Source organism: Polynucleobacter sp. IMCC30063 (assembly GCF_021395235.1).
Taxonomy (GTDB): domain Bacteria; phylum Pseudomonadota; class Gammaproteobacteria; order Burkholderiales; family Burkholderiaceae; genus Polynucleobacter.
On record NZ_JAJVCQ010000004.1, the window covers coordinates 60,780 to 74,049 of the forward strand.

12 protein-coding genes are annotated in these 13,270 nt (G+C 45.1%); 10 read left to right on the forward strand and 2 right to left on the reverse strand.

Going from position 1 to position 13,270, the window contains the following annotated elements; genetic code table 11:
* The first annotated feature begins 1 nt into the window (after nucleotide 1).
* The 8 genes from LZG75_RS08465 (at nucleotide 2) to LZG75_RS08500 (ending at nucleotide 9,917) form a co-directional block, all read left to right on the forward strand.
* Complete coding sequence (locus tag LZG75_RS08465; protein ID WP_233937238.1) at nucleotides 2–2,194, forward strand: molybdopterin cofactor-binding domain-containing protein; 2,193 nt, start codon at nucleotides 2–4, stop codon at nucleotides 2,192–2,194.
* A 4-nt stretch (nucleotides 2,195–2,198) separates the two neighbouring features.
* Nucleotides 2,199–2,642, forward strand: coding sequence for a sulfur oxidation c-type cytochrome SoxX (soxX, locus tag LZG75_RS08470; protein ID WP_233937239.1), 444 nt, complete (start codon nucleotides 2,199–2,201; stop codon nucleotides 2,640–2,642).
* Nucleotides 2,639–3,088, forward strand: coding sequence for a SoxY-related AACIE arm protein (locus tag LZG75_RS08475; protein ID WP_233924098.1), 450 nt, complete (start codon nucleotides 2,639–2,641; stop codon nucleotides 3,086–3,088). The genes soxX and LZG75_RS08475 overlap by 4 nt, the downstream gene beginning before the upstream one ends.
* Nucleotides 3,085–3,414, forward strand: coding sequence for a thiosulfate oxidation carrier complex protein SoxZ (soxZ, locus tag LZG75_RS08480; RefSeq protein ID WP_233924099.1), 330 nt, complete (start codon nucleotides 3,085–3,087; stop codon nucleotides 3,412–3,414). Before LZG75_RS08475 ends, soxZ begins: the two co-directional genes overlap by 4 nt.
* 24 nt (nucleotides 3,415–3,438) lie before the next feature.
* Nucleotides 3,439–4,191 (forward strand): sulfur oxidation c-type cytochrome SoxA, encoded by a 753-nt coding sequence (gene soxA / locus LZG75_RS08485; protein ID WP_233937240.1) that lies wholly within the window; start codon nucleotides 3,439–3,441, stop codon nucleotides 4,189–4,191.
* Between the two features lie 100 nt (nucleotides 4,192–4,291).
* Nucleotides 4,292–6,598, forward strand: a complete 2,307-nt coding sequence (locus LZG75_RS08490) for a heavy metal translocating P-type ATPase (protein WP_233937241.1) — start codon at nucleotides 4,292–4,294, stop codon at nucleotides 6,596–6,598.
* On the forward strand, nucleotides 6,595–8,571 hold the full coding sequence (locus LZG75_RS08495; RefSeq protein WP_233937242.1) for a tetratricopeptide repeat protein: 1,977 nt from the start codon (nucleotides 6,595–6,597) through the stop codon (nucleotides 8,569–8,571). Before LZG75_RS08490 ends, LZG75_RS08495 begins: the two co-directional genes overlap by 4 nt.
* Nucleotides 8,572–8,615: 44 nt before the next feature.
* Nucleotides 8,616–9,917, forward strand: a complete 1,302-nt coding sequence (locus LZG75_RS08500; RefSeq protein ID WP_233937243.1) for a glutamate carboxypeptidase — start codon at nucleotides 8,616–8,618, stop codon at nucleotides 9,915–9,917.
* Between the two features lie 11 nt (nucleotides 9,918–9,928).
* Here the strand turns inward: LZG75_RS08500 and LZG75_RS08505 are convergent, their stop codons facing one another.
* Nucleotides 9,929–11,074 carry an alpha-hydroxy acid oxidase gene (locus LZG75_RS08505; protein ID WP_233937244.1) on the reverse strand — a complete coding sequence of 382 codons (1,146 nt, stop codon included), beginning with the start codon at nucleotides 11,072–11,074 and terminating at the stop codon, nucleotides 9,929–9,931.
* 133 nt (nucleotides 11,075–11,207) lie between these two features.
* Here LZG75_RS08505 and LZG75_RS08510 point away from each other — a divergent pair, with 133 nt between their 5' ends.
* Nucleotides 11,208–11,534, forward strand: a complete 327-nt coding sequence (locus LZG75_RS08510; RefSeq protein WP_233924104.1) for an NIPSNAP family protein — start codon at nucleotides 11,208–11,210, stop codon at nucleotides 11,532–11,534.
* A 24-nt stretch (nucleotides 11,535–11,558) separates the two neighbouring features.
* On the forward strand, nucleotides 11,559–12,470 hold the full coding sequence (locus tag LZG75_RS08515) for a DMT family transporter (RefSeq protein WP_233937245.1): 912 nt from the start codon (nucleotides 11,559–11,561) through the stop codon (nucleotides 12,468–12,470).
* A gap of 3 nt (nucleotides 12,471–12,473) precedes the next feature.
* On the opposite strand, the gene LZG75_RS08520 is transcribed toward LZG75_RS08515, so the two are convergent.
* Nucleotides 12,474–13,247, reverse strand: coding sequence for an SDR family oxidoreductase (locus LZG75_RS08520; RefSeq protein WP_233937246.1), 774 nt, complete (start codon nucleotides 13,245–13,247; stop codon nucleotides 12,474–12,476).
* Nucleotides 13,248–13,270 lie beyond the last annotated feature (23 nt).

Here is a 13,270-nt window from a genome sequence, read left to right on the forward strand (position 1 = left end):
AATGAATACAACAATACAAAGCCCAGCGCGTAGAAAATTTATTGTTCAAACTGCGGCAGTTGGCACTGGCCTAACCCTAGGGTTTGAAATTCCGTTTGGTTTATGTGAGGCTGATGCTGCCCTAAGTGCGCCAGAAATTGGTGTGTGGGTCGTAATTCAGCCCGATGAGCGCGTGATTGTCCGCGTTGCTCGCTCTGAGATGGGGCAGGGGACGATCACAGGTTTGGCCCAAATGGTTGCTGAAGAGCTGGAGTGTGATTGGAAAATGGTGGGCTATGAATATCCGAGCCCCGCTGAAAACGTCAAACGTAAGCGTGTTTGGGGCGATTTTGGTACTGGTGGTAGTCGTGGTATTCGTACTTCTCAAGACTATGTTCGTAAAGGCGGCGCTGCGGCGCGCATGATGTTAATACAAGCTGCAGCAAGTGATTGGGGTGTGCCAGTAGGGGAGTGTGTGGCAAGTAATGGCGTGATTACGCATACTCCTACAGGGCGTAAAACAACATTTGGCAAAGTCTCAGTAGCAGCCGCAAAATTACCCGTGCCAACTGAAATTATCTTAAAAAATCCTAAAGATTGGAAGCTCATTGGTAAGCCAGTAGATCGAATTGATGACACGATTGGTAAGGTAACTGGCAAGCAGATTTATGCTATTGATTTAAAAATGCCAGGCATGTTGATTGCCAATATTAAAGAATGCCCCGTATTTGGTGGCAAAGTAAAAAGTTTTGATGCTAGTAAAGTAACTGGCATTAAAGGCGTGAAGAAAGTAGTACAAGTTGGCGACTCAGCAGTAGCTGTCGTGGCAGATACCTTTTGGATAGCTAAAACCGCACTTGATAAGTTGCCGATTGTGTGGGATGAGGGCCCTAATGCCAATAATTCCAGCGCGACTATTAAAAAGATGCTTGAAGATGGCTTAAATGCTGACGAAGCCTTTACTGGCAACACCAATGGCGACATGAAAAAAGCCATGGCTGGTTCCGCTAAAACCCATCAATCGATTTTCTTTTATCCCTTTTTAAATCACGCCACGATGGAGCCCCAGAATGCAACTGCAGTCTGGACGACCGATAGTTGCGAAGCTTGGGTACCAACCCAAGATGGCGAGGCATCGCTTGCCGCGGTGATTGCTGCTTCGGGTTTGCCAGGGGAAAAGTGCAACGTCACCAAGATTAATTTAGGTGGCGGTTTTGGACGCCGTGGCGCATTTCAGGATTACACCACTCAGGTGGTGAATATAGCCAAGCAAATGCCTGGCGTGCCAATTAAATTAATTTGGACTCGCGAAGAGGATATGACCCAAGGACGTTATCACCCCGTGATGATGGCAAAAATGAGCGCTTCTTTTGATGATAAGAAAAATCTCACCTCATTTCATATGCGCTTATGTGGGCAGTCAATTTTGCATGCAGTGCGGCCGGCAATTGTAGCTGCCAATAAAGGGATGGACCCCCTTACTTTTCAGGGTGTATTTAATACTGGTGAACATGCTTTCGGTTACCACTTTCCCGATTACCATATTGATCATGTGATGCGCAATACCCATGTGCCGCCAGGTTTTTGGCGCGGGGTCAATGTCAATCAAAACGCTATTTTCATGGAATGTTTTATGGATGAAATGGCCGAGATTGCCGGCGTTGATGCTGTCGAGTTTCGCCGTAAGTATATGGACAAATACCCACGAAATTTAGCTGTGCTGAATGCTGCCGCTGAAGGTATTGGCTGGACAAAACCAGCTCCTGCTGGAGTACACCGCGGTATTGCTCAAATGAAGGCTTTTGGCAGTTTCGTTGCAGCAGCCTGTGAGTTATCCGTGAATAAAAACAATGAAGTAAAAATTCACCGTATAGTGGCTGCAACCGATTGTGGTTATGCCGTAAATCCCGCACAAATTCGTCGTCAAGTTTCTGGTTCATTTGTGTATGGCTTATCAGCACTCTTTTTAGAGGAATGTACGGTCAAGAATGGGCGCATTGAGCAAACGAATTTTGATACCTTTAATTCTCTACGTTTAGCCCAAATGCCTAAGGTAGAAACGATCATTCTTGAAGGGGGCGGACCAGAGTGGGGCGGTATTGGTGAACCCACTATTGCGGTGGCAGCACCAGCAGTATTAAATGCCATTTATCGGGCGACTGGTAAACGCTATCGTACGATTCCCCTGAAGAATAGTGGCGTTAAGTTGGTTTAATTCTATGCCCATGCGGTCTGCGCTAGTCATCAGTTTATTTCTAGCGCTGCCGCTTTTATATCCACTATCAGTTTTCCCCCAAAGCTATTCTGGCGATGCTATCCCCGAACCGCTGACTCAAGAAGCGGGCAACGTCATGCGCGGTCGCGCTGTAGTGGCAAGTCGCCAAACTGGACTTTGTCTTTTGTGCCATAGTGGGCCATTTCCTGAGGAGCGTTTTCAGGGTAATTTGGCCCCCGATTTGCTGGTCAGTAGTGCGCGTTTATCATCACCTCAATTACGCGCGCGTTTGGTCGATGCAAGTCGTTTCAATCCAAATACCATCATGCCCGCCTATTTTCGTGTCAATCATTTAAACCGAGTTGCGCCACAGTTCACTGGAAAGACTATTTTGAGTGCCCAAGAAATTGAAGATGTAATCAGTTTTTTAGCGAGTCTAAAGCAATGAAAAATCAGCGCCGAAAGTTACTTAAGGCTTTAGGAATAGTAGGTTTAATTCCAGTACAGCAAGCGCATGCAACTCCAGAAGAAGCGTCCGCAGCAATAAATAGCATTATTGGCGCTAATACAGCTAAAGAAGGCAGGGTGCAATTAGAATTGGCCAGCTTAATTGAAAATGGCAATTTAGTAGTCATTAAAATTCGTGTCGATAGCCCAATGACTGCGAATGATTATGTTAAAGCAATTCATTTGGTAGCTGGAAAAAATCCTTTGCCTAATATCATTAGTGCATATTTCACTCCTCTATCTGGAACTGCGAACTTCACTACCCGTATTCGTTTGGCTGATACCCAGCGGGTTTGGGCGATTGCGCAAATGAGTGATGGTAGTTTTTATCAGACGTATGCTGATACGCTGGTTACTAGCTCTGCTTGCTCTGAGGGATTTATATGAGCAAAACTTCGCGCACCCTAATTACTATGCCAAAGATGGCGCGTAAAGGTGAAATTATCGAGATCAAAGCAATTGTGCAGCACGATATGGAGACGGGTTTTAGGCATACCGAGCAGGGTAAGTTGATACCGCGGGATATTATTCGGGTTTTTACGTGTCAATATAATGGCGCCGAAGTCTTTAAGGCTGATTTTTTTCCAGCCGTTGGGGCTAATCCATTACTGATATTTACGGTCATTGCAACGACTAGTGGAATTTTACAATTTTCTTGGGCGGGTGACGACGGCTATTTGGCTACCAATCAAAGTCAAATTTCCGTAACTTAAGTGAGTCCCTTTCATTTCCGAGTAGTGATTCTGGTCGGTTTACAGTTCATGCTGTTACACGCTGCTCCATCGTCTGCGGCTGATCCACGGCAATCTAGTTATCAGTTAATGTCAGCTGAAAATAAGGCGATGCAGGATGACCCCAACCTGAATCCAGCAACTTTTGCCATCTTAGATGGCCAAAGTGCTTGGCAAGAAAAGCTTGGGAGCTCTAATCAAGCGTGTGCAAGTTGTCATGGTGATGCAGCAAAATCAATGCGGGGAGTGGCTACCCGTTACCCACAGTTAGTGGATGGCAAGTTAACAAATTTAGAGGGTCGCATTAACCAGTGTCGTGCTGAAAAACAAAAAGTTAAACCGCTTCCTTATGAAAGCAAAGAACTCTTATCTTTGTTAGCCTATATTTCAGTGCAGTCGAAAGGCATGCCAATTCAAATTAAGGCTAATCCAGCAACACAGCCTTACCTTGATGCTGGTAAGCGCCAATTTAATCAACGTATTGGCCAGCTGAATTTATCTTGTAAGCAATGCCATGAAGAGCGGGCCGGTGAAAAGTTAGCCGGTATTCCAATACCTCAGGCTCATCCTACTGCTTATCCCATCTATCGAATTGAGTGGCAAAGCGTGGGTTCATTACAGCGGCGTTTACGTAATTGCATGAGCGGAGTACGGGCCGAGCCTTATGCGTATGGCTCGAAAGAGTTAACTGAGCTGGAGCTATTTTTAATGATGCGCGCCAATGGCATGCCGCTTGAAGCCCCAGGAGTTAGGCCTTAATGATGATTCTCTATAGTGCTCCATCATCTTTTTGCTTGATGCAATAGTAGCGAATTTTGCTTAGAGGCTGATGGTGGTGGTTTGGCACTAGAATTAGAGGATGGACCATACACATCATGTCTCTAGTCAGCCGAATTCCCCTGACCATCCTCAGTTAAAAGACCCAGTTTGCAATATGAATGTTACTGAGCAGTCAGTACATCATTTTGAATACCAGCACCATCAATATTATTTTTGCGGCGCCAAATGCCGCACCAAATTTAGTGCTGACCCGGAGTCCTACTTACATCCGGCCCCTAAAGAGCCTGAACCTGTAAAACCCGGAGCGATTTACACCTGCCCGATGCATCCTGAAATTCGCCAAGACCACCCTGGTAGTTGCCCCTTGTGTGGCATGGCTTTAGAGCCAGAGATGCCCAGTCTCGACGAAGGCGAAAATCCTGAGTTAATTTCATATCGACGTCGTTTTTGGTGGACTTTACCTCTAACGATCAGCGTTTTTATTCTGGCGATGTTTAATGAGTCGCTGCATTTAGTCTCGATGGCGAGTGCGAGTTTGCTTGAGTTTGCCTTAGCTACGCCAGTTGTTTTATGGGCTGGCTGGCCTTTCTTTATGCAAGCTTGGGTTTCGATTCAAAATCGGAGCCCCAATATGTTCACGCTCATTGGCATGGGTACCGGTTCTGCCTATATTTACAGTGTGGTTGCAACCCTCGTACCGAATGTTTTTCCGAGTTCCTTTACTTCTATGGGACGGGTCTCAGTGTATTTTGAGGCAGCGGCCGTCATTATTTCTTTAACTTTAGTGGGGCAGTTGATGGAGCTGCGTGCACGTTCACAAACTTCCGCAGCAATCCGTTCTTTATTAGGCCTAAGCCCTAAGACCGCACGGCGCATCGGTATTGATGGCAAGGAAGAAGATGTGCCCTTAGAGGTGATACAGCTGGGCGATTTAATTCGGGTACGGCCAGGAGAGAAAATACCGGTTGATGGTGTGGTGGTAGAAGGTGCGAGTTATATCGATGAAGCCATGATTACTGGTGAACCTGTACCGGTTAGCCGTAAAGCGGGCGGTAAAGTCATTGGCGCTACCTTGAATACGAATGGCACCCTAGTGATTCGTGCTGAACGCATTGGTTCTGAGACGATGTTGGCGCAGATCGTACAAATGGTAGCCCAAGCCCAGCGCTCTAAAGCCCCAATGCAAAAGATGGCTGATGTAGTCTCAAACTATTTTGTGCTCTCAGTGGTGAGCATTGCCTTACTTAGTTTTTTTGCCTGGGGTTTATTTGGTCCCCAACCCAGTTGGGTGTTCGGTTTAATTAATGCAGTGTCGGTATTAATCATTGCCTGCCCCTGTGCGCTAGGCTTGGCAACACCCATGTCGATTATGGTTGCAAGCGGTAAAGCGGCATCGCAAGGCATACTCTTTCGTGATGCGGCAGCGATTGAAAATCTTTGTAAAGTGAATACTTTAATCGTTGATAAAACCGGCACGCTCACTGAAGGCCGTCCACAAGTAGAGCGCATTATTTCTGTTGGAAACTATAGTGAGCAAGAAATTTTACAAATGGCTGCGAGTGTCGATCACAGTAGTGAACATCCCCTTGCTGCCAGTATTGTGGTGGCTGCTGTTGAGAAAAATTTAGGATTAGATCGGGTTGAGCATTTTGAAGCTGTACCTGGGATGGGCGTGAAGGGTCTTATCAATGGTCGCTGGCTGGCAATTGGTAATGTTGAGTTAATGGAAGCAAATCAGATAAGCCTTGCTCAATCTTCAGCAATTCAAGAGGCGTTGGCGCAGGGTGCGACAGTAATGTATTTAGGGGTCGACCAACAGTTTGCCGGCGCTATCGTACTATCTGATCCTATTAAAGCAAGCTCGGCAGAGGCCCTTGCTAGCCTGCAAGGTCTCGGTATTAAGATTGTGATGGCCTCTGGAGATCATCAGCTGGCCGCCGCAGCCATTGGCGCAAGACTGGGTATTAGTGAAGTCTATGGCAACGTAAAGCCGGCTGATAAATTAGCGCTAGTGGAACGTCTACAAAAAACTGGTCGGATTGTAGCAATGGCCGGTGATGGTATTAATGATGCGCCTGCCTTAGCCAAAGCCAATATTGGCATTGCCATGGGTACGGGCACTGACGTGGCCATTAACAACGCCCAAATTACCTTAGTGAAGGGTGATTTACGCGGCATTGCGCAAGCATTTTTAATCTCGCGGGCAACCGTGCGTAATATGAAACAAAATTTAGCTTTTGCAATGGTTTATAACGCCTTAGGTGTACCTATTGCAGCAGGTGTGTTGTACCCATTTATTGGACTTTTGTTATCGCCGATGATTGCAGCAGTAGCAATGAGTTTTAGCTCTGTTTCAGTCATCACGAATGCACTGCGCCTGAAATGATTGATGATTTATTAAAGCAAGCCATTACCGCATTTGAGGCTGGTAATTTTACCGCTTGCGAACTTGCTTTAGATGAGGCATTACATGCTGAGCCTAAGCATTTATCGGCTTTACAGATTTATGGTTTAGTTAAGGCTAGCCAAGGTCAGCATCATGCTGCAGCCAACTTCTTACAACAAGCGGCCCAGATTGATCCACAAGATGCAGGGCTACAATTTAATTTGGCAAAAGCTTTGTCTGAGTCTGATCAGGAGCATGCCGCTTTAGCCCACCATGAATTAGCCACGCAATTAACCCCCTTTAATCCTGCGGCATGGCTTAATTTTGGTATTAGTTTATTTAAGCTAAGTAATTATGAGGAGGCCCTCAGCTGCTATCAAAAAGCCTTAGCTATCCAAGATACTAATGCTGCAGCTTGGTTTAACCAAGGGCTGGCACTTAAAGCCTTAGGGCGTAACGAAGCTGCACTCAATGCGTATGGGCGGGCCATTAGTCTTAAACCTGATTATTTTGAAGCTTGGCTTAATACGGCGATTTTATTTACCCAACTCCACTACGAAGATAAGGCCTTCATTGCTTATGAAAAAGCGGTAGCCATAAAACCCAACTACGACTATTTATCTGCGATGCCATTTAATCTCAAAATGAGTATGGGTAAATGGATTGGCTATGATGCTGCTTTAGCGGCCATTCTCAATAAGCTCAGTGTTGGCGAAAAGGTGATCACCCCATTTGGCGTACTCGCCATCTCTAGTGATCCTGAGTTACAGCTTGCTGTGGCAAAACAATATACGCAAAAAAGAGCAAAAGCCGAGTTAGCACTACCAGCAATTGTCAAACGAAAGCGCAATAAAAAAATTCGGCTTGGCTATTATTCGGCAGATTTTCGTAACCATGCGGTTACTCAACTGATCGCTGGTTTATTTGAAAATCATGATAAAGCGCAATTTGAAGTCATTGCTTTTTCGTTTGGCCAAGATAATAATGCTGAAGTTTTTCAGCGGATTAATCAAGCCCTAGATCAATTAGTTGATATTCAAGGCCTGAGTGACCTTGAGGTAGCAAAACTGTCACGCGAAATGGAAATCGATATTGCGGTCGATTTAATGGGCTTAGTGCAGGATAGTCGTCCTGGTTTATTGGCTTATCGGGCGGCGCCAATTCAGGTAAATTACCTGGGTTATCCAGGCACCATGGGCGCTGACTATATCGATTACATCATTGCAGATCACACCTTAATTCCTGAAGATTGTCGGCAATATTATTCAGAAAAAATTGCCTATCTCCCTTTTTCATATCAAGCTAACGACAATAAAAAACAGATTGCAGAAAAAAAAGCTTCGCGCCCTGAGTTAGGGTTACCCGAACAGGGCTTTGTTTTCTGTTGTTTTAATAATAATTACAAAATCAATCCACCCATATTTGATTCTTGGATGCGGATTTTGGGGCAGGTAGAGGGCAGCGTTTTATGGCTCTTAGAGGACAATCGTTTTATAGCGCAAAATTTGCGCTTAGAGGCAATTAAAAGAAATATTAAACCTGAGCGCTTAATATTTGCTCCACGCCTAAGCTTAGCCGAGCACTTGGCGCGCCATCAGGCCGCTGATTTATTCTTGGATACCTTGCCCTACAACGCCCATACTACGGCGAGTGATGCACTCTGGGCTGGGCTACCCGTGTTAACTTGTGTGAATGCCGCTTTTGCTAGTAGGGTGGCGGCTAGTTTGCTCAAGGCAATTGGCTTGCCAGAGTTAATTACCACGAATACCGAAGAATATGAGTCTCTAGCGATTGCCTTAGCAAATGATTCCGCTAGACTGCAGCAACTGAGGGAGAAATTAGCCGAGCAACGTTTAAGTGCGCCATTATTTAATACCCCCTTATTTGCACAGCAGATTGAGGCCGCCTACCAACAAATGATGGAGCGCTATTGGGATGATTTACCAATAGATCATATTCAGCATTTACCCTAGGGCGAATGCGAGACAATAAGTAAAAATGAGAATATAAAGAGACTATGAAAATATTTCGAACCTTACGCATTTTTATGCCCTTGATTGTTGCTCCAATTCTAGCAATGGGCAGCTTGTGTTGGGCGCCATCCTCTCTAGCTGCGGAATTAAAGGAAATTCAAGCTAGCCAGATCGAGGTGCTTGCCAATAACGAAGTTCCTGAGTTATTAAAAACTTTAGAAGAATTAGTCGCAATTGAATCAGGCAGTACTGATTTAGAGGGTTTGGCGAAAATACAGGCAGCGATCGGTAAAAAATTAGATGGACTTGGTATTCCCTATCAATTAATTCAGGGTAGCGGAAATACTAAAACTGGAGCGATGATTTTAGTCAAAATAAAAGGCAATGGAACGGCAAAAATAGCGCTTATTGCCCATATGGATACGGTGTATCAAAAGGGAGATAGCAAGAAGCAGCCCTTTAAAGTCGCAGACGGTAAGGCCTATGGATTAGGTATTCAGGATGATCGCGCTGGTATTGCAGTTATTTTGCATACCCTCAAAATGATTAAAACTGCTGGAATCAATTCTTTTGGTGAGTTAACAGTACTTATTAATGCTGATGAAGAAATTGGCTCGCCTGGATCTAAAGAAACTATTATGGCATTAGGCGAGGCAAATGATCTGGTGATTTCATGTGAAACCAGTGGCACTAAAGCCGATTATGTACGCTTAGCAACATCCAGCATTGCTCGTGCTGATCTTAAGGTTCAGGGTAAGGCTGCGCATTCTGGCGCTAATCCTGAATTTGGCCGAAATGCTTTATATGAAATGGCACATCAAGTTTTGCAAACGCGCGATTTAAATAATATAGCCCCAGGAGTTAAATTTAATTGGACCTTGGCACAGGCTGGCACTGTGCGCAATATGATTCCCTTTGGGGCAACAGCAACGGCGGATATTCGGGCTAATAAAATGAGTGACTTTGATTTAGTGGAGGAAAAGCTCAAGGAAAAGATTCAACATCATTTAATTCCAGAGACTACTGTCACACTGGATTTTGTGCGCTCTCGACCCCCTTTAGTGCCGACTGAAAAAAGTTTAGCAGTAGCCAAATTGACACAGTCAATTGCAAAAGAAATTCAATGGCCCTTGGGTATCCTTGAAACTCCAACTGGTGGGGGTACTGACGCTGCTTATGCGCAAATTCGCAATCGTGGTGCGGTGATTGAAAGTTTTGGTTTGCAGGGCTTTGGCGGCCATACAGATAACGCTGAATACATCTTGATTGAATCAATCAAGCCCAGATTATTCATTACAAGCATGTTGATTGATCAATATTCGCGGCAACATAATTCAGCTAAGTAGTACTTCACACCCTAATAGGTACCAGGATATAAAATATCTTTAGTTACTTTGTGAATATCTCGATGGCCAGTAAAAGCCATTGAGAGATCAAGTTCGCGATGAATAATTTCCAAGCACTTCGTAACACCAGCTTCGCCCATTGCGCCTAGGCCATATAAAAAGGCTCTACCAATCATTGTGCCGCGAGCGCCTAAAGCCCAGGCCTTAAGGACATCTTGCCCTGAGCGAATGCCGCCATCAACCCAAACTTCAATCTCTTTGCCAACTGCTTCAACAATTGCGGGTAGGGCGTGAATACTGGAGACCGCATGGTCGAGTTGCCGTCCACCATGATTTGACACAATTAATGCATCTGCCCCCGAGTTGACAGCTAAGCGCGCATCTTCCACATCTAAAATACCTTTAATAATAAGTTTACCGCCCCAGCGTTTTTTAATCCATGCAACATCATCCCAGCTTAAGCCCGGGTCAAATTGTTCCGCGGTCCATGAGGATAAGGAGGCCATATTGCCAACTCCAGAGGCATGCCCCACAATGTTGCCAAAATTTCTACGTGGGGTTTGGGCCATACCAAGACACCAACTGGGTTTAGTCATCATATTGATGATGTTTGCAATAGTTAGTTTGGGCGGAGCGCTTAAACCATTTTTTAAATCTTTATGGCGTTGTCCCAAAATTTGTAGGTCTAGAGTAAGTACTAAAGCTGAGCAGGATGCTGCTCGAGCACGCTCAATTAGACGCTCGATAAAGTCGCGGTCCTTCATTACATACAACTGAAACCAAAATGGTTTAGTGGTGTGCTTGGCTACCTCTTCAATGGAACAAATACTCATGGTTGATAAACAAAAGGGGACACCAAATTTTTCAGCAGCGCGTGCCGCTAAGATTTCACCATCGGCGTATTGCATGCCAGTTAAACCAGTTGGCGCTAAAGCCACCGGCATGGCAACAGTTTCACCAATCATGGTCGTTTGGGTAGTACGATTTTCCATATTGACAGCAACCCGCTGCCGAAATTTAATTTTCTGGAAATCAGCTTCGTTAGCGCGATAGGTGGTTTCAGTCCACGAGCCTGAATCGGCATAGTCGTAGAACATTTTTGGGGCGCGCTTTTGATGCAATATACGCAAATCTTCAATATTCGTAATGATTGGCATAACTTCCTTTAATTTAAGGCTAAATTAGGGCTCACGGGGTGTTAGATAGGGTCAATTTAACTCACTTTGGGGCTCGTCTTGGCAATTTCGTTATTATCATTGCTAACAGTATATGTTTTATAAAGGATTGGCTATGTTGCATGAATTACGTATTTATCATTCGGTGCCTGGCAAACTGCCAGAGCTTAATAAGCGTTTTGAAACCATCACCTTAGAGATGTGGAAAAAACATGGTATTCGGCAGATTGGTTTTTGGACGGTCTTGGTAGGAGTGAATAGTAATTCACTTTATTATCTTTTGGAATGGGATAGCCTTGCTGAGCGTGAAAGCAAGTGGAATGCTTTTCAAAATGACCCCGCATGGAAATCAGCTAAAGCGGGTACTGAAGTCAATGGGCCTCTAGTCGAGCGTATTGAAAATATGATCTTGGTGCCAACCTCGTATTCAGCTTTACGTTAACTCGCAAAAAAGCTACCAGGTTTAATGAAAGCGGAAACTAAGGGCCTTTGGCTTGGGCTAGTAGGGATTATTTTTTTCAGCATTACCCTGCCGGCGACACGCTTAGTTGTCGCTGACTTTGGCACCTTCCCTGCTGCTTTTTATCGTGCTACTTTGGGCGGCCTAGGTGCTTTAGCTTACTTACTTTATTTGCGACCTGCTTGGCCCAATCGTAAAGATGCATTAGCTTTACTGGTCACTACTGTTTTTATTGTCTTCGGCTTTCCTTTAGGCATTAGTGTGGCAATGACTTACTTACCCTCCTCGCGTGGGGGCGTAGTGTTGGGTATTACGCCATTATTAACGGCTTTATTTGGTGCTTTGCGATTCGGCGAGCGGCCTTCGGTAGGATTTTGGATTACCGCTGCCATTGGTAGTCTGCTGGTAATTCTGTATTCACTTTGGCAAAGTCATGGCGGTCTGGAGTTTGCTGATTGGGCTTTAATTATTGCGGCGGTATCGGCTTCATATGGTTATGCGGAAGCAGCGAAGTTATCGCAAAAAATGGGCGGTCCAGTGGTGATTTCTTGGGTTCTAGTAATGGGTCTAGTAATTAATTTTCCCTTGGCGTTATATTTCGCTTTTCAAACACCAAATTTTTTGCAGTTAGCGCCAACCATTTCTATTGGCACTTGGATAGCCTTACTTTTTCTGGGATTGGTCTCCGCTTTTATCGCCAACTTCTTTTGGTATAACGGCCTCGCTTTAGGAGGCATTGCACGGGTTGGTCAGGTGCAGCTTTTACAACCCTTCATGACTTTTTTAGCGGCGAGCCTATTTTTACCTGAGCCCATTACCTTGGTAAATATTCTTTTCGCTACCGCCGTAGTCGCTGTGGTGATGATTGGCAGAAAAATGCCGATTCGTACAGTGGCAAGTAAATCAGCAACGGTTTAGGATTTAGCCGCGACCAACGAAAGGCATATTGTTAGCCATGATGGTCATAAAGAGCACATTACTCTCAAGCGGTAGTTGCGCCATATGTAAAACGGCTTGGCCGACGTGATCAACATCCATGCGGGGCTCAATTTTGCTCGAGCCATCCGCTTGAATAATGCCCTTAGCCATGCGCTCAGTCATTTCGGTGGCAGCATTACCAATATCAATTTGTCCACAGACAATGTGATGATTGCGGCCATCTAACGAAATGGCTTTGGTTAGGCCCGTCATCGCGTGTTTAGTGGCCGTATAGGGAGCGGAAAAAGGGCGCGGTGCATGCGCAGAGATCGAGCCATTATTAATGATGCGCCCACCTTGGGGTGATTGCGCTTTCATCATGCGAATTGCCTCTTGCGAGCATAAAAAGGCCCCACTTAAATTAGTATTAACTACCGACATCCACTGTTCGTAACTAATGTCTTCCATCGGCATTGCAGGTGTGCCTAAACCAGCATTATTAAATAAGAGATCGATTCGCCCAAATTTTGCCTCTAAGGCGGAAAATAATTTTTTAACCTCATCAGGTTTGCCAACATCGCAAGCAACCGCTAAGCAGTTTGCCTCAGTACCACCAATCGTAGTAATGGCCGTTTTTAATTTATCAATATTTCTGCCGGTAAGAACAATCTGAAAGCCGCCATGGAGTAAGGCCTTGGCTGCCGCTCTCCCAATACCGGTGCCAGCGCCTGTAACTAGGGCAACACGTTGGTGGGAAGTGTTAGGAGAATTCGTCATGGTGGTTTGATCTTTTATTAGTT